21 protein-coding genes and 1 tRNA gene are annotated in these 25,264 nt (G+C 71.9%); 12 read left to right on the top strand and 10 right to left on the bottom strand.

Annotated elements, in window-relative coordinates; all coding sequences use genetic code 11:
* Positions 1-103: 103 nt before the first annotated feature.
* Positions 104-1,561: an aminopeptidase P family protein gene (locus tag BG482_RS13465; protein WP_069769335.1), complete on the bottom strand. Its 1,458-nt coding sequence runs from the start codon at positions 1,559-1,561 to the stop codon at positions 104-106.
* 111 nt (positions 1,562-1,672) lie between these two features.
* Complete coding sequence (locus BG482_RS13460) at positions 1,673-3,208, bottom strand: PP2C family protein-serine/threonine phosphatase (RefSeq protein WP_079141784.1); 1,536 nt, start codon at positions 3,206-3,208, stop codon at positions 1,673-1,675.
* 524 nt (positions 3,209-3,732) lie between these two features.
* Between BG482_RS13460 and BG482_RS13455 the strand changes: the two genes are divergently transcribed.
* Complete coding sequence (locus BG482_RS13455; protein WP_069769235.1) at positions 3,733-4,398, top strand: bifunctional DNA primase/polymerase; 666 nt, start codon at positions 3,733-3,735, stop codon at positions 4,396-4,398.
* A 56-nt stretch (positions 4,399-4,454) separates the two neighbouring features.
* Positions 4,455-5,072, top strand: coding sequence for a hypothetical protein (locus BG482_RS13450; RefSeq protein ID WP_069769234.1), 618 nt, complete (start codon positions 4,455-4,457; stop codon positions 5,070-5,072).
* Between the two features lie 276 nt (positions 5,073-5,348).
* On the opposite strand, the gene BG482_RS13445 is transcribed toward BG482_RS13450, so the two are convergent.
* The 3 genes from BG482_RS13445 to BG482_RS13435 all read right to left on the bottom strand — a co-directional run bounded on the left by BG482_RS13445 (position 5,349) and on the right by BG482_RS13435 (position 8,390).
* A complete protein-coding gene (locus BG482_RS13445) occupies positions 5,349-6,314 on the bottom strand; it encodes a DUF5926 family protein (RefSeq protein WP_069769233.1) in 966 nt (321 codons plus the stop codon).
* A 360-nt stretch (positions 6,315-6,674) separates the two neighbouring features.
* Positions 6,675-7,313, bottom strand: coding sequence for an ATP-binding protein (locus tag BG482_RS13440; protein ID WP_069769232.1), 639 nt, complete (start codon positions 7,311-7,313; stop codon positions 6,675-6,677).
* Between the two features lie 240 nt (positions 7,314-7,553).
* A complete protein-coding gene (locus BG482_RS13435) occupies positions 7,554-8,390 on the bottom strand; it encodes a glycerophosphodiester phosphodiesterase (RefSeq protein WP_069769231.1) in 837 nt (278 codons plus the stop codon).
* Positions 8,391-8,684: 294 nt separating this feature from the next.
* On the opposite strand from BG482_RS13435, the gene BG482_RS13430 reads away from it, so the two are divergent.
* The gene (locus BG482_RS13430; protein WP_069769230.1) at positions 8,685-10,307 is read left to right on the top strand and encodes a S1C family serine protease; all 1,623 of its coding nucleotides are present in this window, start codon (positions 8,685-8,687) and stop codon (positions 10,305-10,307) included.
* A gap of 299 nt (positions 10,308-10,606) precedes the next feature.
* Here the strand turns inward: BG482_RS13430 and BG482_RS13425 are convergent, their stop codons facing one another.
* Positions 10,607-11,218, bottom strand: a complete 612-nt coding sequence (locus tag BG482_RS13425; protein ID WP_069769229.1) for a hypothetical protein — start codon at positions 11,216-11,218, stop codon at positions 10,607-10,609.
* A gap of 562 nt (positions 11,219-11,780) precedes the next feature.
* Between BG482_RS13425 and BG482_RS13420 the strand changes: the two genes are divergently transcribed.
* A complete protein-coding gene (locus BG482_RS13420) occupies positions 11,781-12,704 on the top strand; it encodes a MerR family transcriptional regulator (protein ID WP_069769228.1) in 924 nt (307 codons plus the stop codon).
* 308 nt (positions 12,705-13,012) lie between these two features.
* A tRNA-Ser gene (locus BG482_RS13415) sits at positions 13,013-13,097 on the top strand.
* Between the two features lie 278 nt (positions 13,098-13,375).
* Here the strand turns inward: BG482_RS13415 and BG482_RS43430 are convergent.
* A complete protein-coding gene (locus BG482_RS43430; RefSeq protein WP_141746571.1) occupies positions 13,376-13,567 on the bottom strand; it encodes a hypothetical protein in 192 nt (63 codons plus the stop codon).
* A gap of 338 nt (positions 13,568-13,905) precedes the next feature.
* Between BG482_RS43430 and BG482_RS13410 the strand changes: the two genes are divergently transcribed.
* Complete coding sequence (locus BG482_RS13410) at positions 13,906-14,637, top strand: LAETG motif-containing sortase-dependent surface protein (protein WP_069769227.1); 732 nt, start codon at positions 13,906-13,908, stop codon at positions 14,635-14,637.
* A 34-nt stretch (positions 14,638-14,671) separates the two neighbouring features.
* Here the strand turns inward: BG482_RS13410 and BG482_RS13405 are convergent, their stop codons facing one another.
* Complete coding sequence (locus tag BG482_RS13405) at positions 14,672-15,649, bottom strand: bifunctional DNA primase/polymerase (RefSeq protein ID WP_256096349.1); 978 nt, start codon at positions 15,647-15,649, stop codon at positions 14,672-14,674.
* A 455-nt stretch (positions 15,650-16,104) separates the two neighbouring features.
* On the opposite strand from BG482_RS13405, the gene BG482_RS13400 reads away from it, so the two are divergent.
* The 5 genes from BG482_RS13400 to BG482_RS13380 all read left to right on the top strand — a co-directional run bounded on the left by BG482_RS13400 (position 16,105) and on the right by BG482_RS13380 (position 21,463).
* Positions 16,105-17,136, top strand: a complete 1,032-nt coding sequence (locus BG482_RS13400) for a bifunctional MaoC family dehydratase N-terminal/OB-fold nucleic acid binding domain-containing protein (RefSeq protein WP_069769226.1) — start codon at positions 16,105-16,107, stop codon at positions 17,134-17,136.
* Positions 17,133-17,528: a MaoC family dehydratase gene (locus tag BG482_RS13395; protein WP_069769225.1), complete on the top strand. Its 396-nt coding sequence runs from the start codon at positions 17,133-17,135 to the stop codon at positions 17,526-17,528. Before BG482_RS13400 ends, BG482_RS13395 begins: the two co-directional genes overlap by 4 nt.
* Complete coding sequence (locus tag BG482_RS13390; protein ID WP_069769224.1) at positions 17,525-18,730, top strand: lipid-transfer protein; 1,206 nt, start codon at positions 17,525-17,527, stop codon at positions 18,728-18,730. The genes BG482_RS13395 and BG482_RS13390 overlap by 4 nt, the downstream gene beginning before the upstream one ends.
* 386 nt (positions 18,731-19,116) lie before the next feature.
* A complete protein-coding gene (locus BG482_RS13385) occupies positions 19,117-19,665 on the top strand; it encodes a SigE family RNA polymerase sigma factor (protein ID WP_069769223.1) in 549 nt (182 codons plus the stop codon).
* Between the two features lie 118 nt (positions 19,666-19,783).
* On the top strand, positions 19,784-21,463 hold the full coding sequence (locus BG482_RS13380) for a long-chain fatty acid--CoA ligase (protein ID WP_107450533.1): 1,680 nt from the start codon (positions 19,784-19,786) through the stop codon (positions 21,461-21,463).
* A gap of 208 nt (positions 21,464-21,671) precedes the next feature.
* Here the strand turns inward: BG482_RS13380 and BG482_RS13375 are convergent, their stop codons facing one another.
* Positions 21,672-22,946 (bottom strand): MFS transporter, encoded by a 1,275-nt coding sequence (locus tag BG482_RS13375; protein ID WP_256096348.1) that lies wholly within the window; start codon positions 22,944-22,946, stop codon positions 21,672-21,674.
* A gap of 130 nt (positions 22,947-23,076) precedes the next feature.
* Here BG482_RS13375 and BG482_RS13370 point away from each other — a divergent pair, with 130 nt between their 5' ends.
* The gene (locus BG482_RS13370; RefSeq protein ID WP_069769221.1) at positions 23,077-23,658 is read left to right on the top strand and encodes a TetR family transcriptional regulator; all 582 of its coding nucleotides are present in this window, start codon (positions 23,077-23,079) and stop codon (positions 23,656-23,658) included.
* Positions 23,659-23,864: 206 nt separating this feature from the next.
* On the opposite strand, the gene BG482_RS13365 is transcribed toward BG482_RS13370, so the two are convergent.
* The coding region (locus tag BG482_RS13365; protein WP_141746570.1) for a response regulator at positions 23,865-25,264 on the bottom strand (1,400 nt) is incomplete at its 5' end.

Raw genomic sequence — 25,264 nt, 5'->3', positions numbered from 1 at the left:
GGCCCCCACGACCGCGGGCCCCACGACCGCAGGTCGTCCGACGGCCGGCCGCTCCTCGCGCGGCCGGCCGTCGCCGACGTCAGCCCGTCGACCCGCCGACCCGTCAGCCCTTGAGCGAAGCCATCCAGCTCTCGACCTCGTCCGACTGCCGGGGCAGCGCGGCGCTGAGGTTCCGGTTGCCGTCCTCGGTGACGAGGATGTCGTCCTCGATCCGGACGCCGATGCCCCGGTACTCCTCGGGCACGGTGAGGTCGTCGGCCTGGAAGTACAGTCCGGGCTCGACCGTCAGCACCATGCCCGGCTCCAGCGTGCCGTCGACGTACGACTCCACGCGCGCGGCGGCGCAGTCGTGGACGTCCATGCCGAGCATGTGCCCGGTGCCGTGCAGCGTCCAGCGGCGCTGGAGCCCGAGCTCCAGGACCCGCTCCACCGGACCCTCGACCAGGCCCCACCCGACGAGCCGCTCGGCCAGCACGCGCTGTGCCGCGTCGTGGAAGTCGCGGTACTTGGCGCCCGGCTGCACCGCGGCGATCCCGGCGTCCTGGGCCTCGTACACGGCGTCGTAGATCTTCTTCTGGATCTCGGTGAAGCGGCCGTCGATCGGCAGCGTGCGCGTGACGTCGGCCGTGTAGTACGTGTGGGTCTCGACGCCCGCGTCCAGCAGGAGCAGGTCGCCCGAGCGCACCGGCCCGTCGTTGCGCACCCAGTGCAGCGTGCAGGCGTGCGGGCCCGCGGCGGCGATGGTGCCGTAGCCGACGTCGTTGCCCTCCACCCGCGCGCGGAGGAAGAACGTGCCCTCGATGTAGCGCTCGCTCGTCGCCTCGGCCCGGTCGAGGACCTTCACGACGTCCTCGAAGCCGCGCACGGTCGAGTCCACGGCCTTCTGCAGCTCACCGATCTCGAACCCGTCCTTGACCAGACGGGCCTCGGAGAGGAAGACGCGCAGCTCCGCGTCGCGCTCGGCGGTGACCTTGTCGGTCAGGGCCGCCTCGATGCCCGCGTCGTGGCCGCGCACGACCCGTACGGGCCCGGTGGCCTCGCGCAGCCGGTCCGCCAGTTCGCGCACGTCGGAGGCCGGGATGCCGTACAGCTGCTCCGCCTCGTCGAGCGAATGCCGACGGCCCACCCACAGCTCGCCCTGGCCGGACAGCCAGAACTCGCCGTTCTCGCGGTCGGAGCGGGGCAGGAGGTAGATCGTGGCCTGGTGGCCGTCGGCGACGGGCTCCAGCACGAGCACGCCGTCCTCGGTCTGGTTGCCGGTCAGGTACGCGTACTCGACGGAGGCGCGGAAGGCGTACTCCGTGTCGTTGGAGCGCGTCTTCAGGTTGCCCGCGGGGATCACCAGACGCTCGCCCGGGAACCGCGCGGAGAGCGCGGCACGGCGGGCGGCGGTCTCGGCGGCCTGGGCGATCGGCTCGAGGTCGCGCAGCTCCGTGTCGGCCCAACCCGACCTCATGCTCTCGGCCAGCTCGTCGGACACGCCCGGGTACAGGCCGTTCTTCCGCTGCTTGATGGGCTCTTCCGACTCTTCCGGGGTCTCCGGGGTGAGCTCGTCGGCCACGGTCATCCTCCTAGATACGGCACTGGACCCCCTCCATCGTACGGTCGTACGTAAGGGGGCCCAGGGGCGAAGGACCTGTTGCCGGGGCGGTCACCCGCTGTCGTCGCCGGGCTACTCGAAGCGGGCCGCCAGCAGCACCACGTCCTCGTCGCTGTCCTGTTCGGCCAGCCCCTCCGGCAGGACCGTGCGCAGCACGTGGTCGGCGATCGCGCCCGGGTCGTGGCGCAGCTGTCTCGGCACCCCGGCGGCGGCCGCGTGCAGCCGGGCGAAGGCGCGGTCGACGGGCTCGCCGGTGCGGTGCAGCAGACCGTCGGTGTAGAGCAGGACCGTCTCGCCCGGCTCCGCCTCCAGCTCCACGCTGGGCGCCTCCCAGCAGGCCAGCATGCCCAGCGGCGCGGAGACGGAGGTCTCCACGAACTCCGTGCGCCGTTCTCCGACCAGCAGCGGCGGGCAGTGTCCCGCGCCGGCCAGGGTGATCTTGCGCAGGGCGGGCTCGCAGTAGGCGAACAGGGCGGTGGCGGACCGTGCGGGTTCGGTCAGCCGCAGCAGCAGTTCCAGGTCGGACAGGACGGCGACGGGGTCCTCGCCCTCCATCACGGCGTACGCCCGCAGGGACGCGCGCAGCCGGCCCATCGCGGCGACGGCGCTCGGCCCGGACCCGGTGACGGAGCCGACGGCCAGCCCCAGCGCGGCGTCCGGCAGCGGCAGCGCGTCGTACCAGTCGCCGCCCGCGCGCGGGCCGGTGCGGTGCCGGGCGGCGAGCTGGACGCCGGGCACCCTCGGCAGCCGGGACGGCAGCAGTTCCTCGGCCATCGTCCTCATGCACACGCGTGTGCGTTCGAGCTCCACCAGCCGGGCCAGATGCTCGGCCGCGTACCGGACGTACAGGCCGGCCAGATGGCGCTGGCGTTCGCCGGGCTCGGCGGGCTCGTCGTAGAGCCACACGGCCGCGCCGAGGCGGCCCGGCGCGCCGTCCGCCCTCAACGGCAGCGCGTAGCTGGCGGCGTAGCCGAGGCGGGCGGCCACCTCGCGGTGGCGGGGGTCCAGGCCGTCCCCGGCGAGCAGGTCGGGCTCGGCGATCTCCCCCTCGCCGCCGGGCAGTCCGTCGAGGATCCGGCCGTAGGACAGGACGCTGCGCGGCACGGTCTCGATGTGGCCGAGGTCGGCGCGGCCGAGGCCCAGGCCGATCGTGGTGTCGGGGCCGAGCCGGTCGGCGGGCTCCAGGACCACGAGACCGCGGCGGGCGCCCACGAGGGCGGCTCCGGCGTGCAGAAACTCCGTCATGGCGTCCGCCAGCACGTCGGTGCGGGCCAGGCGTTCGGTGAGTTCGTGGAGAGTGGTGAGGTCCGAGACCCAGCCGGCGAGCCGGTCCGTCAGGACGGCCCCGGGACCGGCGGGGATCGAGGGGGTGGAAGGGGGCGCCGGGACCGTCGTGGGGCCCGTGGCGGCGGGCGCGGGCGGGACAGTGTGTGCGGGCGAGGGAACCGTTGAATCGATTCCAGCCACTTTCGGAGGGTGAGGGGCGTTCATGGCGTCCGGCTCTCGGACCGGAGCGTATTGCTCAAAAGCATCGCAAACCCCCATGTCATTCTGCGCCGCTAGCGGTGTCTCCACATGTACACGCACTCGTGAGGGGATGTCCAGCATTGTCCTGCTGGGATTACTGGTGTCCGCGGGGTCTTTGGGAGAATCACGCACGGTTCTTCCGGCTCCCTTGCGAAAATGCAAAGTTGGCTTAAAACTGCCTCGGGTAACGGGTGATTGCGGTCGACTGGGTTTGCTCGACGGAGCGTCACAGCGGTCGCGATGGGTACGTACTCGGTAAGGGCCGGGGTCGGCGGGAGCTCGTAGGGAGTCTCCCGGAACCTGGTGACCGGACCGGGCGTCATAGTCATCGACGACCGTGCCCCATCCTCCCGTGGCGGAGGCGGAGAGAAATACGCGCGACGCTAAACGCCAGACTTCGCCACCCCACGCCACGCCCAGGCATGAGAGGGACGCAAGTCGGACGGAGTGGCCGCGGAAGCAGCCGCCACCTCGACCCTGAGGGGTCCCCCTTGTCCAGGACAGGGGTGTGATGCGCCACAAGGTACGCACAGTGAAGTGATCGACACATGGTGTGATGAGACCCACGGTGTTGCCAGCGGTGCAACGGAAAGGAACGAGCGCTCATGCGCGAGATCCTCGGAAAGCGACGCAGGCTCCTGTCCCGGCGCAACGACGGAGGCCCCGAGTTGCTCGACGCGGCCCTGACGTTCGCGACGCGGTGGCAGTGGCCCGTCCTCCCGGGGGCGACGGCGGACCAGCGGAGCACGTCCCGCTGCACGTGCCCCGACCCGGAGTGCACGGTCCCCGGCGCCCACCCCTTCGATCCCGGCCTCCTCGCGGCCACCACCGACGCCCGCATGGTGCGCTGGTGGTGGGGCAACCGGCCGACGTCACCGATCATCCTGGCCACCGGGGGCACGGCGCCCTGCGCGGTCAGCCTCCCGGCCCTCGCCGCCTCGCGCGCGCTCGTGGCGCTCGACCAGCAGGGCATGCGCCTCGGCCCGGTGGTGGCCTCTCCCACCCGCTGGTTCTTCCTGGTGCGGCCGTACTCGATGGAGCAGCTCGGCGAGCTGCTCTACGCCAAGGACTTCGTCCCCGGCTCGCTGCGCTTCCACGGCGAAGGCGGATACATCGCGCTGCCGCCGTCGGAGACCGGCCGCGGTGACATCCGGTGGGAGCGCGCGCCACTGCCCGGCTCGGCCTCGCCCTGGGTGCCCGACGTCGAGGCCGTGGTGGACGCCGTCGTCGACGCCCTCACTCGTACGGGTGTGAGCGCCCCCGAGTTGTAGGGGTGTCGGGCGCGCACCGGGCTGGACGCCGGGGTTCGCCCTCTATCTTCCGCTACATGAACCTTCGTCTCCTCGCCCTCGGGGGCGCCGTGGCAGGCGCGATCGCACTGCCCTTGGCCATGGCGTCCGCGGGGCCGGTCGGCGACGAGGGGCGCGCGGCCGACACGACCGACACGCGTGCGCTCGGCATCGGCGACCCGCGCGCCGCCGAGGCGACCGGCCCGCAGGCCGCGGAACGTCGCGGTCGGCGCGCCGAGGAGCGCACCGACCCCAAAGCACCCTTCGTCGCGCCTTCCCGGTCCCCGCTGCTGCTCGGGCTGGGCCTGGCCACCGCCGCGCGGTGCGGTCCCGAGCTCACCTCCCCCGACGGCGTGGAGGCGCAGACCTGCGTGCTGTCCCAGGGGGAGGACACCTGGGCGCGCACCTACTACCGCAACGCCACCGGACGCGCCCTGGACGCCTTTCTGAGCCTCATGGGGCCCGCGGGCCGCACGGTGCAGACGAACTGCGCGGTGGGCGCCGAGGACGACCCGGAGTCCTGCGAGACGCCCCATGAGCGGAGCCGGGGAAACCTGCCGGCCTACACGGCTGTCGCGGAATTCGCCCGAGCATCCGAGGGCGGTCCGCTGCTCCTGCGGTCCGGCAGCAACTCCCGGACGGACACGGGCAGTTGAAGGTCGCTGTCTCCGAGTGAACGGATTCGCGTACGGAAAAACCCGGTTGCTGGCGACGGGGGATGCACCAGCAACCGGGCTACTCGAACGGTAACAAGAGATCGGCCCTACGCAAATTCGATCTCTTGTTTTCATCGGCTTTCCGGACACCCGCGAGTGGCCTCTTCTGGCGTCGACTCGCCTTGTGCGGACGGCAGTTGTGAGCGGGCTCACCCCGGCCGTCCGCACCGGCGCGCTGAACGGGCGTTCAGCACGGCCCGGTTGCGGCCCCGTGCGTCAGCTGAGCGTCACCTGTCGGTTGGTGAGGCCGCCGCGCGCACGACGCTCGTCCGCCGTGAGCGGTGCGTCCGAGGCCAGGGCCGCGGCGAGCCGCTCGGCGAACTCGGCGGCCGGCTTCTCCACGTCGTCCGCGGTGACCGCGCTCGGCAGGTCCCACACCGGCACCGTCAGACCGTGCGCCCGGAAGGAGCCCACCAGGCGTGTGCCCTCCCCGAGGCCGGCGCGCCCCGCGGCGTGCAGCCGCGCGAGAGCGTCCAGAAGCTGCTCCTCCGGATACGGCATGACCCAGCGCAGATGGTTCTTCTCCGGCGTCTCGCACCAGTACGCGCAGTCCACGCCCGCCAGCTTGACCGTCGGGATGGCCGCGGCGTTCGCCCGCTCCAGGGAGGCGGCCACCTCCGGCGCGGCGTTCTCCGGGTCCGGCACCCAGAACTCGAAGCCGCTGTGCACGACTGGCGCGAACGTGCCTTCGGGGTCGAGCAGGTCCTGCATCCGCGGACCGTCGGCCGGGGCCCGGCGCGCCTGGACCGGGGTCCCCGGATCCGCGTCCAGAGCGCGCCGCAGGGTGTCGGCCAGGTCTCGGCTGATGTCCCCGGAGGGTGTGTCGTTCTGCAGGCCGAGCAGCACCGAGCCGTCGTCGCGGCGCAGGGCGGGCCAGGCCATCGGCAGCACCGTGGCGAGCGTGACCGACGGGACGCCCTCGGGCAGACCGTCCTTGAGCGTCAGCTCCACCGTGGCGGCCGGCACCAGCTCGCGCAGTGCCACCCAGTCGCCCTCGCCCGGCAGCCCCTCGAAGGGGCGCTGCACCAGCTCGGTCGCGGCGTGCGCGGCGGCCCGGCCGTGGCAGGCCTTGTAGCGGCGGCCACTGCCGCAGGGGCAGGGCTCCCGCGCGCCGACGACCGGGATGTCCGCGTCGGTGGGCTGCGGCCGCTTGGCCTTCGTCTGGGGTCGCTTCTTGGCCACTGGGTGTCTCCCGGGTACGGCTCGTCTGGTACGGCGGGAGCCTAGCCGTTCGCACGCTCCGTCACGGGAACCTGTGGACAACGCACGGCTTGTGGACAGCGGACGGTCCGTGGACGACGCATGGCTTGTGGACGCTGGACGGCCCGTGGACGACGCGGCGTGTGGACCACGGACGGCGCACGGGACGGGGACGACGTGCCGCCCGGGGGAGGCACGGCGTCCGGGCATCCCCCGACCGGTGCCCGGCCGACCTCGCCCGATCCTCGGTTGTGGTCCAGGCCCCTGGTCCAGGCCCCTGGTCCAGGCCCCTGATCCAGTTCCCCGGTCCGGGTCTTCGGCCCATGCCGCTAGTCCATGCCTCTAGTCCAGGTCGTCGAACGCGTCCGCGAACTCCAGACCGGGCATCGACGCGACCGTGGGCGCCGCGACCCGGGACGCGAAGTCGTCGCGTCGGCAGCCCGCGTCGGGGTCGTACACGTCCGCGTGCACGACGACCCACACCGTGACCTCGCCGAGAGCGTCGTCGCGGACGCCCCAGTCGTCGGCCAGCGCCGTGATGATGTTGAGCCCACGGCCGCCGTGCGCGGTGACGGACGGGGTCGCCGGGGCGGGGCGGGTCGGACCGCCGCCGTCGGTCACCTCGACCACCAGCCGGCCTCCCGGATCGACACGCCAGGCGGCCCGGACGTCGCCGTCCCCGGCCAGGGCGTCGCCCAGTGGTCTGCCGTGCTTGCAGGCGTTGCTCAAAAGTTCGGAAAGGATCAGTACGGCGTCGTCGATGACCGATTCCGACACCCCGCCCCTGCGCAGTTGATCACGCATGCGGTGTCTCGCGTTCCCCACGCCCGCAGGACCATGGGGTACGGCCATGCTCGACGACGCGGGCACCTCCTGTGCCACCACCAACGCCACCCCCGAGACCTCCTTCGCCCCACGCCACGGTGTGGATGCCCCATTGGCCTGTACCGGAAACCGGCCAATGCAGGTCCGGGGACGCATTCGGAACGACCGAACACGGACCGAACGCGCCGGAGCACTCCCTGTGAGGGGCTCGTCAGTGAGTGGCTGAATCTGGACGGTATGGCTGAGAACGGAGAATGCTGTAGGTGAACCTGTGGGTCAAGAGGTGTGGATGGGGCTTCTGGGACTTGTGTGAACTCCAGGGGGCAACGGGGGCTCTGCGGGGGCGTTTCAGGCGGCTCGGTGAAGCCCGTCCCGAGCGGGGACGGGGGGCCGGGTTCAGCGGCCCAGGCGTCGCAGCGTCGCGCGCGGGCGGTTGGTGATGATGGCGTCGACGCCCAGCCCGACGCAGAGATCGACGTCCTGAGGTTCGTTCACGGTCCACACGTGCACCTGGTGGCCGGCCCGCTTCAGGCGCTCGATGTAGGCCGGGTGATTGCGCACGATCCGGATCGAGGGGCCGGCGATCCCGACCCCCGCGGGCAGCCGCCCGTCGCGCAGCCGGGGCGAGACGAACTGCATCAGGTAGACAGCGGGGATCGTGGGTGCGGCGGCATGCACGCGATGCAGCGAGCGCGCCGAGAAGCTCATGATCCGCACCGGTGACTCGGCCGGCGAGCCCGGCGCGTCCAGGCCGAACCGCTTGAGCAGCGTCAGCAGCCGCTCCTCCACCTGTCCGGCCCAGCGGGTCGGATGCTTGGTCTCGATGGCCAGCTCGACCCGCCGTCCCGCGTCGGAGACGAGCTCCAGCAGCCGCTCCAGGGTCAGCACCGACGTCTCCTCGCGGTCCTCGGGCCGGACCTCCCAGTCTGGGTCCTCCTCGCGCGCGTGCCAGGCCTCGTGCGCCTCCTTCGTCTTCCAGGAGCCGAAGTCCAGTGCCGCGAGGTCGGCGAGCTCCAGGGCGGAGACCGCGCCGCGTCCGTTGGACGTACGGTTGACGCGGCGGTCGTGCACGCAGACGAGATGACCGTCTGCGGTCAGCCGCACATCGCATTCGAGGGCGTCCGCACCGTCCTCGATCGCCTTCTTGTACGCGGCCAGGGTGTGCTCGGGGGCTTCCTCGGAGGCGCCTCGGTGGGCGACGACTTGAATGTGGTGCTGCCGTGCGTGGGTCACCGCGTCATCGTGCCACCGACGGCCCGTCGTCTGAGAACCCTCTGAGATGTTTCGAAGATGCGCGCTTATTGTGCGTATTGACCCTTATAAAGAAAGACCGTGGACCCACAGGCACCGCTTATGGTGCTCTGACGGCCCGTGGGAAAAGCTGAGACGTACAAAAGGACATGCAACAGCTTCAGCGCGCCGGGTAGTGGACGAAGCGTGCGACGGAGCGCGTCGAGCGCCGACGAGCATGACCCAGTGCCACCCAGTGCGACCGCCGAAAACAGCCGTGGATCGAGGAGAAGAGCTGTGAGCACCGAGAACGAGGGCAAGAGCGAGGGCACTCAGGTACCCCCGGCCCCGTCCGCACCCCCCGTGCCGGTGGAGTCTCCCTCGGCCGCCTCGCAGGCGCCCGCGCCGGAGTCCGGCGCGCCCACCACCCCGCTCCCGGCGGCGCCCCCGCAGGCGCCGGGCGCCGTCCCGGCGGGAGTGGCCGGTGCGACCGGCGCACCCGAGAGCGGCTGGCCTCCGCCCGGCACGCCCCGGACGGCGCCCGCCCCGTCCGCTCCGGTCGACGGCGACTGGCCGCCGCCGGCCGTCCCCCACGCCTCCACCGGGCATGAGTCCGCGGCTCCCCAGGGTCAGGGATCCCCGGCAGCTCCCGGCAACGACTGGCAGAACCCGCCCCCGGCGACCCCCCTGTACGCCGACGCCGGTGCCGGCACGCACGCGTACGGCGCCGACGGAGCGGGCGCCGGCGGAGGCAGCGGGACCGTCTGGGGAGCCTCCTACCAGGAGCCCGCGCCCAAGTCGGGCCGCGGCCGCGGCGGGCTCGTCGCCGCGGTCCTGGTCGCCGCGCTGGTCGCAGGAGGTCTGGGTGGCGGCCTCGGCTACACCCTGGCCAGGAACGACGACAACAGCGGCTCCACCACCGTCTCGGCCTCCACCGACGGCGGCGCCGTCAAGCGCGATCCCGGCACGGTCGCGGGCGTGGCCGCCAGGGCCCTGCCCAGCACGGTCACCATCGAGGCCGAGTCCAGCAGCGGTGAGGGCGGCACCGGCACCGGTTTCGTCTTCGACACCCAGGGCCACATCGTCACCAACAACCACGTGGTGGCGGAGGCGGTCGACGGCGGCAAGCTGACGGCGACCTTCCCGGACGGCAAGAAGTACAACGCCGAGGTCGTCGGCCACGCCAAGGGTTACGACGTCGCCGTCATCAAGCTGAAGAACGCCCCCTCGGACCTGAAGCCGCTCGCCCTCGGCAACTCCGACAAGGTGGCGGTCGGCGACTCGACGATCGCGATCGGCGCCCCCTTCGGCCTGTCCAACACCGTCACCACGGGCATCATCAGCGCGAAGAACCGCCCGGTGGCCTCCAGCGACGGCTCGGGCAGCTCCTCCTCGTACATGAGCGCCCTGCAGACCGACGCCTCGATCAACCCGGGCAACTCCGGCGGCCCGCTGCTGGACGCCTCGGGCAACGTCATCGGCATCAACTCCGCGATCCAGTCCACCGGCGGCGGCGGACTGGGCGGTACCACCCAGTCCGGCTCCATCGGCCTCGGCTTCGCCATCCCGATCAACCAGGCCAAGTACGTCGCCCAGCAGCTGATCAAGACCGGCGAGCCCGTCTACGCCAAGATCGGCGCGTCGGTCTCGCTGCAGGAGGGCTCGGGCGGCGCGAAGATCACCGACACGGCGGAGGGCGGCGCCTCGGCCGTCGAGTCCGGCGGCCCGGCGGACCGGGCGGGCCTCAAGCCCGGCGACGTCATCACCAAGCTCGACGACATGGTGATCGACAGCGGCCCGACCCTCATCGGCGAGATCTGGACCCACCAGCCCGGCGACAAGGTCACGATCACCTACGAGCGCAGCGGCAAGACCCACACGGTGGACCTCACCCTCGGCTCCCGCAAGGGCGACAGCTGAACCCACGCGCGCGTACCTCCCCGGGCGCAGCAACCACCGCCCCCACGCGCGCGTGCTCACCCGTCACTCTCGCCCCCGCGCCGTCGATCACGGACGGCACGGGATGGGTTGCCCGAGCGGTCCAAGGGAACGGTCTCGAAGCGGTCTGAGGCACGGACCGTTGCCGAGGACCGCGCGAAGGGGAGTCGGCGGCCTCTGCGTACGTGAGGCCGGAAGCGCCGAGACGCGGCAATGAGTGAGGCGGCCTGCCGGAAGTGTGGCTTCCGGGAGACCGCCTCTGCTCGTTGCGAGCTATCGGATCAGCGGAGCGCACCGTCGGTGATCTGAGTGGCCATGCCGTTCTTGACCACGACCTCGGCCTCCACACCCTTCTTGGCGGCCTTCTCCAGGTCGGCCTCCTCGCAGGGGGCGTCCACCTTCGAGCCGGCGGTGCCGCAGATCTGGCCGCCACCCAGGATCACGGTGTCCTCGGCGAGGAAGAACTCCTGCTGCTCACCGCCGGAGCCGTGGGCCGCAGGACCGTCGACCAGGTACTTGCCGGGCGCCACGTACCGCACGCTGCCGTACCAGGTGCCGCTGACGCCCTTGCCCTTGTTGAGGCCCTCCACGACGGTCTCGCCGGAACCGGACGTGCTGCCACCGCCGGACGTCTTCCCGGAACCGGACGCGCTGCCACCGCCGGACGTGTTCCCGGAACCGGACGTGCTGCCGCCGGACGTGTTCCCGGAACCGGAGGGGGACGCGGAGGCACCGCTGACGCCTGTGGCACCAGACTTGCTCGCCGCCGCAGAGGCGTCGGCCTTGCCGGAGGAACTGCCGGCGTCGTCGCTCTGGTTGCACGCCGTCATCAGCAGGGTGCCGCCCAGGAGCGCGGCGGAGACAAGGAAGGCCTTGCGGCGGTTGCGGATCAAGTGTCAGTTCCCCTGCGTGATCGACTGGTTGGGGCTGAGGTGTGGGCGTCCCTCGGCACGTTCTTGATCATTATCAGGGGCGCAGGATCCGAGCGGATGCGTCGGTCCTTGATCCAGGACGACGCTGTAACGGTCCCGTGACATGGCCAACTCAACTTCACTGACGCGGGGTTGATACTCCCCGCCAAACGCCGGGGGCATCGAGGGTTGCCGATCACCTGTTCGGGATGCTGGCGAAGTGCCGGCCGGGCCGCCAGGTCGTTGCTCCGAGGGCTTCAGACCGTGCGCGGGATCAACCGTCCCAAGCAGCACCGGGCCGTGGCGACCCGGTTCGACAGACTTGCGGTTCGGTTCCAGGCGACGGCTCAGGTCGCGGCGGTTCATCAGTGGCTGTGAACCCTCAGCCTGCCGTCGTGCGGATGCCACAGCAGGAAGCGATCGTTCCTGTGGAAGGGCGCATTTCTTGGCATCGGGCGGAGCGGTGTGTATGGGGTTGCACCTTCCGTAGCGGCATGTGGTCCGGTGGGCTACGTCCCGATGCCTTGAGGAAAGGTCCCTGCTCATGCATTCGTCTTTCATGCCGCCCCGCCAGGTCAAGATCGGTGACGCGGCGGCCTTCGCCGGCACTACGCCACGGGCGATTCGCCATTACCACGAGATCGGGCTGCTCCCCGAGCCTGAGCGGGGCGGCGATGACCGCCGCCGCTACGGGTACGAGGACATGATCCGCCTGCTGTGGATTCGCAAGATGACCGATGCCGGGATCGCCCTGGACGACATCCGTGACGCCTTTACCACCGGCACGGCTTCCTCCGGTGCGGACAGCGGAGAAGGTATCGCGGGCATCCTGGAGCGGTTGGAGGAAACCCTCGCCGAACAGGAGACGGAATTGCGGCGGCAACGGACCGCCGTGCAGCGGATGCGCACCGAAGGCAGCCGGATGGGCCTGCTCTCCGACTTCGTCACCGAACGCCTCAAGAGCCTGCCCGAGGGCTCCCTGCGTCAGACGGATCTGGACAGTCTGCTGGTGACTGAGCGGATCTTCGGCGCGCTCGGCGCGGCCGTCCAGGCCACCCGCTTCGTCGTCCTGGCCACGCATCCCACTCTGCGGGAGGATTCCGACCGCATCGATGACGCCGAGGAGGCACTCGACGACAGTGTCGCCGTCGACGATCCACGGGTGGCTCAAGTGGCCGTCGAGCGGCACGCCTTCGAAAGTGCCCTGCAGGCCGTCATCGAGGAGTCCGGCCTGGGTGAGGGCGACGACGACCTCTTCGACGCCTGGGACACTTTGCACCCTGCCACTGCCACTGCCACTGCCGATGACGGCGAGGGCGAGGCCGACCTCAGCTCTGGCAGGCGGGAGGCCGACTCCATGAGCGTGTTCGAAGCCACCGGCAAGATGCCCTATGACTTCTCCCCGGCCCGCCTGCGTTGTATGGAACTGGCCGAAGAACTCTCCGCCCGAGACTCGAGAAGGTCCTGACGGCGGCGACGGCGCACAGAGGTCATTGATCGCGGCCGCCGAGCATGAGCCGACGGGAAGACGGAGCCCCGCGTAACGGCCCGCCCAATCCCACGGATCGGGAACTCGTGTTCGAGAGGGGGAGGGGTGTGGGTGCCCCAGCAACTGGCTGCTTGCCGGCGCAATACCGAAGTGGGGTGCTGCTCATGCTCTTGGGGAGGGCCGGCGCCCGAGACGAGAGCCTGTGGACCCCGCGTGGACCATGCTCGCCGCTTCGAGCTCGCGCCCGGTAGTCTGTACCCGCTTCGTCCCAGGTGGGCCGGGGCGCGGGTGGGTTGCCCGAGCGGCCTAAGGGAACGGTCTTGAAAACCGTCGTGGCGCGAGTCACCGTGGGTTCAAATCCCACACCCACCGCAGGTGAACGGCCCCTGACCAGGCAACTGGTCGGGGGCCGCTTCCGTACCCGTTCACCGTGATCGCCCGATGTTCTCCGAGGTTCACTGCTCGATCGGGCCACGGGAGGGGCACGAGCGGGGCAGGCTTCCAGGGCCTGTCCGGGCCATCAATGTGGTGCGGTTCGGCACACGATCCCGGAGAGGACCGACAGCCAGGCCGCCCGCCTGCACCACCCAGCTTCGACGGATAGTGGTGGCACCAGCTGTCCGGTTCGAACATGACCGGCCGGACGGCGCCTAGTCGTCGAGCCATGGGCCTCGGGTGACTTGTTCGTGAAGTCGCTCGTCCAGGCAGCGCAGGTGGGCCCGGACGAACTGTGTGCTCTGTTCCCCGGCCCGCGTGATCTGCAGTGTGACGCCATCACCGGAGGGGCCGACATCGGTGGTCTCCATACAGAACGCGCAGCTCACCGGCTCCTTGATGTTCATCTGGTGAAGGTAGCCCGCGGTGCGCGGATCGAGGTGGGCGCGGATCCTCGTGGTCGTTCCGCGTGGTCGAGAGACGCCGTCGGACGACGGTGATGGCGAACTCGTCGGACGTCGAGAGCAGTTGGCTGATTTCCCGGCCCGTGGCGAGCGGTGGGGGCATGACCGTTCCTTGGGGAGGGGCACGCGTGATCATTGCCGGTTGTTCAACCCGCCTTGGTCTGCGGCGATGTGTCTTTGACGGAGAACCTCAAGGGGCTCCGGGGGTTCGTGCGGCGGTGTCGTCGTCCGGCCTTCCCGGGACCTGCCCCGTCGCCTCCTGACCGAACTCAAGGACAAGTGTGTCTCGTTCATCCCGCGCCGCCTCGGCGGCCCGCGTCATAGGCACCCTCGCGGCTTCGGCAGCCCTCGCCGTCGGCGCCGCCCACACGGCACTCGCGTGCAGCATCGGCGACTTCACCGCCGCCGCCGTCTGCGACGCGCACGGCAAGGGCGTCATACGCGTCACCGACAAGGACGCCTCCGGCACGCCGGCCACCGTCTCCCTGTTCCTCCAGCTGAACCAGCCGATCAACAACCTGCGCCTCGTCGACACCAAGAAGATCGAGCACCCGACGGCGCGGGGCGTGACCGTCGATCTCACTCCCCTGGACTGGTACGCCGGCGAAACGTTCCAGGTTCACATCAAGGCAGGCGACCAGGTCGACGACGACATCGAGCCCCTGGTCGTCGTCCAGGACGAGACCTGTGCGACCGGCACCCCTTCGCCCTCGGCGTCCGCCGCGCCGTCCGGCCGGCCGTCGCCGTCGTCCTCTCCCTCGTCGGCGTCCTCGGCCTCCGTGCCGTCTTCCTCTCCGTCGACCTCCACGGAGCCCGGTGCCTCGGCGACTGCGGTGCAGGGCGGCAGCGGCAGCGGCAGCGCCCCGTCACCCGCGGGCGGTGGCACCGCCCTTGCCGAGACCGGGGCGAACGGCAGTGCGCCGATGGTCGCGGGCGTCGCCGCAGCGCTGGTGCTCGTCGGCGGCGGCACCGTGCTCGCACTGCGCCGTCGAAGGGCGCCGCACTCGCACTGACACCGGCTCTGCCGGCATCGGAGCCCGCCGCACATCAGCCCGGGGTGCCAGGGATGCCTGGGGTGCTCGGCGTGCCCGGGGTGCGCGGGGTGCCAGGGGTGTCGCGGGTCAGGCGGTGCGTGGTCATGCGTGCCGCCGATGTGATCGTGCCCCGAGCCTCCCTCGACGTCAGGCCCGTTCGTACGGCGGCGGTGATCAGGTCCGCGGTCAGCTCCGGGCCGATGCCGTCCTCGTACGCTCGGCAGGCCGCCCAGAACAGCCGCGTGTTGCGCTGGCCTTCATGGGCGGCCAGGACGAACTGGACCAGGCCGCGGCCGTGCGCGCCGCCCGCTGTCGCCCCGCCCGCCGTCGGGCCTGCGCCGCTGGGGCGAGGCGGGCGCGGTGGCGGCAGCAGCAGGCGGAGCAGGGACCGCGGGCAGGGCGCGGGGGTGAGGTGGGCGGTGCCGGGGGCGGTGGCGTAGGCGCCGTGGGCGGTGCGGGAGCCGGGGCCGACCAGGTATCCGCCTGCACCCCGGATGTCGATGCCGGGGGCCAGGCGGCCGGCCGAGTTGGGGACGACGGCCTCCGGCGGCCCGGTGAGCCACAGGTGCCGCCCGCCGGACGGGGTGAGGACGATGATCGTCGGAGGGATGGTGAACCGGTGGTGCAGGGCGAGGGCGCGCAGGGCGGCCGCGGAGTCCGTGTCCGACTTGGTGTCCAGGTCGACGCCGATGAGGTGGTGCGGGGGCAGGCCGCAGGCGATGCCGTAGCCGGTGGCCCAGGGCGCGGCGGCGAACAGCTCGCGGATGCGGACCGGGTCGGTCGAGGCGTCGTAGACGCCGTGGCCGAAGCGGCCGCACTCGCCGTGGCACGGTGGCCCGGCCGGTGCGGGGGAGTCGCGGTGGGGTGAGCGCAGGGCCGGGAGCTTCGTCCGGGACAGGGGGATGACGGCCAGGCCGCGTTCGGCGGCCGACAGCGCGTGGGCGAGGGCCAGGGTGGCGGCCTGCCGGGGGTACCGGTCGGTGGTGGCCATGAAATCAGTGTCGTACGTGTGTTCGATAAAGGGAAGAGGGGTGGCGACGACGCGCCCGAGGTCGGCCGGGCCTGGCGGAAAAGCGCCGTAACGCTTCGCCTCTTGTGGGGCGCGGGAGGCCGATGACCGATCTGCCGGACTTTGCGATGTCAGGGACAGTAAAGATCGAGATGAGGGTTTATCGACTGACTCTCACGCTTGAGTGCGAATCAGGACCTTGGGGATGGTTCGTCAGGTATTCGGTGGGCAACTCTGGTCTCTCGACCTCGTCGCAGTGCCGGGGCGGTCGGTCAACTGTCCGGGTGGGGGTGGGGGTGGGGGTCGGGAGGGGCTGGGGGGTGCGTCTGCGCGGCGGTGCTTCGGCGTCGCCGCGCAGGCGTTTCCCGTGTGACGACGACCTTGACAGGCGAAGCTATCTGACGGACAGTCAGAAATCGTCTGGAAGGAGTGCGGCCGTGGACGACGACCATCTCCACCTGCGGCTCAAGGCCTACGAGGGGCGCCCCGCCGCGGTCTCGGGCGTGGGCCGGGACCCCGTCAACGCGCCCATGATCCGGCACTGGTGCGAGGCGATGGGCGACGCCAACCCGGCGTACGCCGGTCCCGGCGCGATCGCCCCGCCCACCATGCTCCAGGCGTGGATCATGGGGGGTCTGAGCGGCCATGCGGGACGGACGCAGGCCTACGACGAACTGCTGGCCCTCCTCGACGGGGCGGGCTGCACCGCGGTCGTCGCCACCGACTGCGAGCAGGAGTACGTGCGCCCGCTGCACCCCGGGGACGAGGTCGCCTTCGACACGGTGATCGAGTCGGTCTCGCGGCGCAAGACGACCAAGCTGGGCGCCGGCCACTTCGTGACGACGCGAACCGAGATCCGTGTGGGCGGGACGCTCGTCGGCACCCACCGCTTCCGCATCCTCAAGTACGCGCCCGCCGCACGGCAGCCGGAACCCGGGACCGCAACGACGGCGACGAAGTCGGGTGCGACGGCGAAGGCGACGGAGAAGAAGTCGGAGGCGCCAGGGGCGACAGAGGCGCCAGGGGCGATGGAGGTGGCAGAGGCGACGGAGGTGAAGCGGCCGGAGCGTCGGCCGCGTCCTGTCGTCAACCGCGACAACGCCGGTTTCTGGGCGGGAGTCCGCGACCACCGCTTCCTCATCCAGCGCTGCGCCGCCTGCGACACCCTGCGATTCCCCTGGCTGCCCGGCTGCAACGCCTGCGGTTCGGCGGAGTGGGACACCGTCGACGCGGACGGCGACGGCACGGTCTTCTCGTACGTCGTGATGCACCATCCGGCCTTCCCGGCGTTCTCCCCGCCCTACGCGGTGGGGCTGATCGAACTCGCGGAGGGCGTCCGCGTGATCAGCGACGTGGTCGACGTGCCCTACGACAAGGTGCGCATCGGGATGCCGGTGACGCTGGATTTCCGGGTCTACGACGATGATCTGACGCTGCCCGTGTTCCGCGCGCGGGAGGGGGCCGCGTGAAGGCCGGCGACGAGCTGCCGCCGCTGGAGATCGCCGTCACCCGGACCCTGATCGTCGCCGGTGCCCTCGCCTCGCGCGACTACCAGGACGTGCACCACGATCCCGAGCTGGCCCGGCGCAAGGGGTCCCCCGACATCTTCATGAACATCCTCACCACCAACGGCCTGGTCGGCCGCTACCTCACCGACTGCTTCGGCCCCACGGCGGTCCTCCGCAAGGTCGCCATCCGGCTGGGCGCGCCCAACTACCCGGGGGACAGCATGGTGTTGAGAGGCCGGATCGAGGAGGTCGACGGCGACACCGCCGTGGTGCGGGTCACCGGGGACAACGGCGTGGGCCGGCATGTCACGGGGACGGTCACGCTCACCCTCCCCGAGGAGGCCGGCGCGTGAGCGGGCGCACACGGGAGTCCGTCGGCGACCGGGGCTCCTTCGGCGGCCGGGACTCCCTCGGCGGCCGGGCCGCGATCGTCGGCATCGGGGCCACGGAGTTCTCCAAGGACTCGGGGCGCAGCGAGCTGCGGCTGGCGGCGGAGGCGGTGCGGGCCGCCCTGGCCGACGCGGGCCTCACGCCCGCCGACGTGGACGGGCTGGTGACCTTCACGATGGACACCAGCCCGGAGATCACCGTGGCCCAGGCCTGCGGCATGGGCGAGCTGTCCTTCTTCTCCCGGGTCCACTACGGCGGCGGGGCGGCCTGCGCGACGGTGCAGCAGGCGGCCCTCGCCGTGGCGACGGGCGTGGCCGAGGTCGTCGTCTGCTACCGCGCCTTCAACGAGCGCTCCGGGCGCCGTTTCGGGTCGGGGGTGCGCCACCGGGAGCCGTCTGCGGAGGGCGCGGCGCTCGGCTGGTCGCTGCCGTTCGGTCTGCTCACGCCCGCTTCATGGGTGGCTATGGCGGCGCAGCGGTACCTGTATGCCTACGGGCTCAGTGCGGAGGAGGCCTTCGGGCCCGTCGCCGTCACCGCCCGGCGGCATGCGGCGACCAATCCGGCGGCGTACTTCCACGGCCGCCCGATCACCCTCGCCGACCACGCGGCCTCGCGCTGGATCGCCGAGCCGCTCAGGCTGCTGGACTGCTGTCAGGAGACGGACGGCGGTCAGGCGCTGGTCGTCACCTCGCTGGAGCGGGCCCGCGACCTGCCGCGGCCGCCCGCCGTGGTCGCGGCGGCGGCGCAGGGCGCGGGACGGGCCCAGGAGCAGATGACCAGCTTCTACCGGGACGACCTGACGGGGCTGCCGGAGACGTCCGTGGTCGCCCGCCGGCTGTGGCGCGGTTCCGGGCTGGCGCCGGCCGACATCGACGTGGGCATCCTGTACGACCACTTCACGCCGTTCGTGCTGATGCAGCTGGAGGAGTTCGGCTTCTGTGCTCCGGGCGAGGGGGCGGCCTTCGTGGCGGAGGGCAGGCTGCCACTCAACACCCACGGCGGTCAGCTCGGAGAGGCGTACCTCCACGGGATGAACGGCATCGCAGAGGCGGTACGACAGCTGCGCGGCACCTCGGTGAACCAGCTGCCGGGGGCCGCCCGGGTCCTGGTGACGGCGGGGACCGGAGTGCCCACATCGGGCCTGGTCCTCACGTCGGACGGATGAGGGTCCGAGGGCATCCGTCCGACTGCGTCCGGCGTCACTTTCGCGACGGCGTGCATCCCCGTCCGCTGCGTCCTGCCTCCTGCGTCCTGCCTCCTGCCTCCTGCGCCCTCGTCACCGTCCCGACGGTGTGCCTCTGTCCGGCTGCGGCGCCTTCCTGCCGCTCTGGCGTCCGTCCGGGGTCGTCCTGCTGACTTCAGCTGGTTTCAAGGGGGCGCTCCGCAGCACCACGGATCATCCCGCGGTACCAGGGTCATCCCGCAGGAGTGGGGGGCTTCTCGTCCACCTTCAGGAGGTGGAGCTTGCACCACCCCTACAACCTGAGACGGACTCGGCTTAGGGACCTGCGGGCGATCCGCGCGGCCGGGGGCCGAACCTAGCGTGGAGCCATGACCACACCCGTGTGCACCAGCGCTTCGAACGGTATGACGCGGCCTGCACCGTACCCGTCGTTCGCGTCGTACGTCAGGGCCCGGCAGCCGGTGCTGCTGCGCACCGCCAGGTCGCTGACCGCGAACCCGTGCGACGCGGAGGATCTGTTGCAGTCCGCGCTCGCGAAGACGTACGTCGCGTGGGAGCGGATCGAGGACCACCGGGCGCTGGACGGCTACGTCCGCCGGGCGCTGCTGAACACGCGCACGTCGCAGTGGCGCAAGCGCAAGGTCGACGAGTTCATGTGCGACGAGCTGCCGGAGCCGGATCCGGTCGGCGGCAGTGACGATCCGGCCGAGCGCCAGGCGCTGCACGACGCCATGTGGCGGGCGATCATGAAGCTGCCCGCGCGGCAGCGGGCGATGGTCGTCCTCAGGTACTACGAGGATCTCAGCGAGGCGCAGACGGCCGAAGTGCTCGACGTCTCCGTGGGCACGGTGAAGTCGGCGGTGTCGCGGGCCCTGGGCAAGCTCCGTGAGGACCCTGAGCTGGGACTTGTTCGATAGCGCGCCGACCTGGTGTGCTGACCTGGGTTTTGTCGTGACGTGATCGATCATCGTCAGCTAGTGACATACCGCGTGGTATGTGCGCAGAATCAGCGCAACAATCACCACCGCGTAGGCGATGACGCCGCTCTGGGAGGACCCCGTGCTGAGCACCATGCAGGACGTACCGCTGCTCATCTCCAGGATCCTGACTCACGGAGCGAAGATCCACGGGACGTCGCAGGTGACCACCTGGACGGGCGAGGGCGAGCCGCAGCGCCGCTCCTTCGCCGAGATCGGCGACCGTGCGGCCCAGCTGGCGCACGCCCTGCGCGACGAACTCGGAGTGAGCGGCGACGACCGGGTCGCCACCCTCATGTGGAACAACGCCGAGCACGTCGAGGCCTACTTCGCGATCCCCTCCATGGGCGCCGTGCTGCACACCCTCAACCTGCGCCTGCCGGCGGAACAGCTCACGTGGATCGTCAACCATGCCGCTGACAAGGTCGTCGTGGTCAACGGATCCCTGCTGCCCCTGCTCGCACCGCTGCTCCCGCACCTGCGGACGGTCGAGCACGTCGTGGTGGCCGGCCCCGGGGACCGCTCCCTCCTCGACGGCGCTCACGCGCGCGTGCACGAGTACGAGGACCTCCTCGCGGGGCGGCCCGTGACGTACGACTGGCCCGAGCTGGACGAACGCTCGGCGGCCGCCATGTGCTACACCTCGGGCACCACGGGCGACCCCAAGGGCGTGGTCTACAGCCACCGGTCGATCTACCTGCACTCGATGCAGGTGAACATGACCCAGTCGATGGGGCTCACCGACCAGGACACCTCGCTCGTCGTCGTCCCGCAGTTCCACGTCAACGCCTGGGGCCTGCCGCACGCCACCTTCATGACCGGTGTCAACATGCTGATGCCGGACCGGTTCCTGCAGCCCGCGCCGCTCGCCGAGATGATCGAGAGCGAACGGCCGACTCACGCGGCGGCCGTCCCCACCATCTGGCAGGGCCTGCTCGCCGAGCTCACCGCCAAGCCGCGGGACGTCTCCACCCTCACCCAGGTCACCATCGGCGGCGCGGCCTGTCCGCCCTCCCTGATGACCGCCTTCGACGCGCTGGGCATGCACGTGTGCCACGCCTGGGGCATGACGGAGACCTCCCCGCTCGGCACGGTCGCCCGTCCGCCGGCCCACGCGATCGGCACCGACGAGGAGTTCGCCTACCGCATCACCCAGGGCCGCTTCCCGGCCGGCGTCGAGGCCCGCCTCACCGGCAGCGGCGGCGAACGCCTGCCCTGGGACGGGGAGTCCGCCGGCGAGCTGGAGGTGCGCGGCATGTGGATCGCGGGCGCCTACTACAACGGCCCCGACGCCGAACCCCTGCGCCCCGCCGACAAGTTCAGCGAGGACGGGTGGCTGAAGACGGGCGACGTCGGCACCATCTCCCCCGACGGCTTCCTCACGCTCACCGACCGCGCGAAGGACGTCATCAAGTCCGGCGGCGAGTGGATCTCGTCGGTCGAGCTGGAGAACGCGCTGATGGCCCACCCCGACGTCATGGAGGCAGCGGTCGTCGCCGTCCCGGACGAGAAGTGGGGCGAGCGCCCGCTGGCCACGGTCGTCCTCAAGGAGGGCTCCACCGCCGACTTCGCGTCCCTGCGCGCTTTCCTCGCCGCCGAGGGCGGGATCGCCAGGTGGCAGCTCCCCGAGCGCTGGACGATCGTCGAGGCCGTCCCGAAGACGAGCGTCGGCAAGTTCGACAAGAAGGTGCTGCGCAGGCGGTACGCCGACGGCGAACTGGACATCACCCGCCTCTGAGCACCGCATTCGTCGGCACGCCGGACCGTCTGACCGCCCCTGCCCTCCACCGCCCCGCCCTGCCTTTGATCTCCACCGCCCCGCCCTGATCAGGTCAGGGGCGGAGCAGGGCGCGGGGGCCGTCCGGTGTACGACGGCGTCCGTCCGGTGCGCGGCGGCTGCGGTCCGGTGCGCGGCGGCTGCGGTCCGGTGGACCGCTCGGCGGCTCTCACCTCGCCCTCTGCTCGGTGGGCCGGGAGCGTCCGGCCGTCGTGCTCCAGCCCAGGACCAGCCACGCGCCCGCCACCGCGACGACCCCGCCCCAGCCGAAACGGGCGAAAGCGAGGGCGGCCAGGGCCGAGGCGGTGGCGCCGCCCGCGAAACCCGCGACCACATAAGCGCTGTTGGCGGTCGCCGGCGCGGAGGTGGTCGTCAGGGCCAGGGTCTGGTTGGCGACGTGGGACGCGACGAGAGCCGCGTGGATCACGATCGCCGCCACGAACAGCGCCGCCATGACGTGCCCGCCCAGCCAGAACAGCGGGACCGAGACGGCCGCGAGCAGATACGCGCCACGCACCGTCCTCGCCGCGCCGAAGCGGTCGACCAGACCGCCGGCCAGCGGCGCGACGACGCTGGCGGACAGCCCGAAGAGGCCGAAGAGACCGGCGGTCGCCGTCGACAGACCGTGCGCGCCGCCCGTCAGCAGCAGCGCGAGCGAGGTCCACAGGGCGCTCCAGGCGCCGTACATGCCGGCCTGCCGCACGCAGGCACGCCACAGGTCGGGCGAGCGCCGCACCAGACCCGGCATCGCGGTCAGACCGGCGAAGAGGTGACCCTCCCGGGTAGGCCTGTCTTCGGCCGGGAGCGCGGCCGCGGTCAGCAGCCCCAGGGCCGTGGTGAGGACGGCCGCGCCGACGAACACCGTCCGCCAGCCGAAGGCCTGCCCGGCGAGTCCGCCGAGCACGCGGGCCGCGACGATGCCGGTGAACAGTCCGGCGATGACGGCGGCCACGTGCCGGGCGCGCCGGTCGGCCGGGGCCCGTGCCGCGACCAGCGGAACGAGGAGCTGCGGGACCACCGTGGCGGCGGAGGCGACGAGCACGGCCGCCGCGAGGGTCGCGGCTCCGGTGGCCGCCGCACCGGCGATCAGCGCCACGGCCGTGACCAGGGAGAGGACGGCGACCAGTCGGCGCCGGTTCACACGGTCACCGAGCGGGGCGAAGAACAGCAGACCGGCCGCGTAGCCGAACTGGGCGACCGAGGCGATCCAGGCCACCGCCGAGGGCGTCGAACCGAAGTCGTGGGCGATGAGCGGGAGCAACGGGGCCGCGACGTAGATGTTGGCGGCCGTGGCAGCGGTGCACAGGGCGATGAGGACCAGGAGGAGGTCCCGGCCCCGGCCCCGGCCCCGGCCCGTGGCCGGAGCCGGAACCGGAGCCGAATTCGAAGCCGGCATCCGCCGGTTCGTGGCGGCGGCCGGTGTGCGGGTGTCTGCGGACGACATGACGGAGACGCTCCTTCGAGGCGGCTCAGGCAACCAACCAGTTGGTTGGAACGACAGGGCAACAGTCTGAGGCGGACGTCGATTCCCTGTCAACCAACTAGTTGGTTACGTGTCTCGCTACGATGGCCCCATGGCAACCACCAGGGATCCCGAGGCCACCCGAGCCCGGATCTTCGACGCCGCCGTCGCGGAGTTCGCCCGTCACGGCATCGCGGGCGCGCGCATCGACCGCATCGCCGCCGAGGCCAAGGCGAACAAGCAGCTGATCTACGCCTACTTCGGCAACAAGTCCCAGCTGTTCTCCCTGGTCCTCGGCCACAGCATGGTCAGCCTCGCGGCGGCCGTCCCCGTCGACCCGGACGACATCGAGGGCTGGCTCGACCGGCTGATGGACTACCACGCCGCCCACCCCGAGCTGCTGCGCCTGCTCTACTGGGAGGGCATCGAGTACGGCACCGCCGAGCTGCCCGACGAGGCGGAACGCCGGCAGCACTACGCGCTCAAGGTCGGTGCGATGCAGGACGGCCAGGACCGGGGCGTGATCACCGACGCGATCCCGGCACGCGACCTGCTCTTCCTGCTGATCGCGATCGCCAACTGGACCACCGTCGTCCCCCAGATGAGCCGCATCCTGGCGGGCGGCGAGGACACCGACCGCGACCGCCTGCGCACCTCCATCAAGGAGGCGGCCCGCAGGATCATCGCCAACTGAGCGGCTGGGCAGGGGAACGCCCGCGGACGGCCCCCGCCCGCCGGAGACTCCGGGCGGCCCGGGGCCCGCGGCGCGGAAGGAAGGCACGGACGGCCTTCGCCCCGCGACGACTCCGGGGGCGGGCGGGCACGGACGGCCTTCGCCCCGCGACGACTCCGGGGGCGGGCGGGCACGGACGGCCTTCGCCCCGCGGAGACCCCGGGCGGCTAGTTGGTGCCGATCCGGGCCAGCAGGTCCACGATCCTGCCCTGCACCTCGGGGCTCGTCGACCGCTCGGCGAGGAAGAGGACCGTCTCCCCCGACGCGAGCCGCGGCAGGTCCGCCTGGTCCACGGCCGCCGTGTAGACGACCAGCGGGGTGCGGTTGAGCTGCCCGTTGGCCCGCAGCCAGTCCAGGATCCCGGACTGCCGCCGATGCACCTGCATCAGGTCCATCACCACCAGGTTCGGCCGCAGCTGCCCGGCGAGGGTGACCGCGTCCGCGTCGCTGGCCGCCCGGGCCACCTGCATCCCGCGCCGCTCCAGCGTCGAGGTCAGCGCGAGGGCGATCTCGGCGTGCTCCTCGATGAGCAGCACCCGCGGCGGATGCTGCTCGCTGTCACGCGGTGCGAGCGCCTTCAGCAGGACGGCGGGGTCGGCGCCGTAGGCCGCCTCGCGCGTGGCCTGCCCGAGCCCGGCCGTGACCAGCACCGGGACCTCGGCGGCGACGGCGGCCGCGCGCAGCGACTGCAGCGCGGTGCGGGTGATCGGCCCGGTCAGCGGGTCCACGAACAGCGCGGCCGGGAACGCGGCGATCTGGGCGTCGACCTCCTCGCGCGAGTGCACGATCACCGGACGGTAGCCGCGGTCGCTGAGCGCCTGCTGCGTGTGCACGTCCGGCGCGGGCCACACCAGCAGCCGACGCGGGTTGTCCAGCGGCTCCGGCGGCAGCTCGTCGTCCAGTGGCTGCGGTCGCGGCGGATCCGCCACCTCGACGGCCCCACCGGGACCGTCCAGCGGCTCGGGCCCCTCGGCGGCGTTCTCGTCCGGTGCTCCTATGGCATACGACCGTCCGGCGCCCTCGGTGCCCGAGCCGCCGGGCGCGAGCCGCGCCTGCCCCGCGAGCGAGGGGTGCGCCTGCGGCGACGCCATGGGGGCGGGGCCGGCCGCCGCGGCAGCCTGCGGAGCCGCCGGGCCCGCAGGAGTCTGCCCGGCCTGGGGTGGAAGGGGCTGCTCGGCCGACGGGTGCGGCCGGGCCGCCTGCTCCGGCCGGGCCGCCTGCTCCGGGCGGGCCGCCTGCTCCGGGCGGGCCGCCGGATCGGGCGGCGTTCCGAGCTTGCGTCGCCGCCCGGATCCGCCGGGGGAGTGCGGAGCGGGGGTGGCCGAAGCCGACGGGGACGACGCCTGAAGTACTTGCTGAGCCTGGAAAGACTGGTGTGCCTGCTGCACCTGCGCGGCCTGCCGGGTGAACGGCACGCCCTGGCCCAGGGTCCGCACGCTGATCGCCCGCCCCTGAGTGGAGTTGGGGTCCATGGCAGGCGTGGCCGCGGCCTCGGCGGGCAACGGCTGCGCGGCGCGCGGCTGTCCGACGGCGGCTTCGGGCGGCAGCGGGGTGCCGCCCCCCGGGG

Source organism: Streptomyces sp. LUP30 (assembly GCF_001746365.1).
In the GTDB taxonomy this organism is placed as follows: domain Bacteria; phylum Actinomycetota; class Actinomycetes; order Streptomycetales; family Streptomycetaceae; genus Streptomyces.
This window is presented reverse-complemented; position numbering and strand designations above follow the sequence as displayed.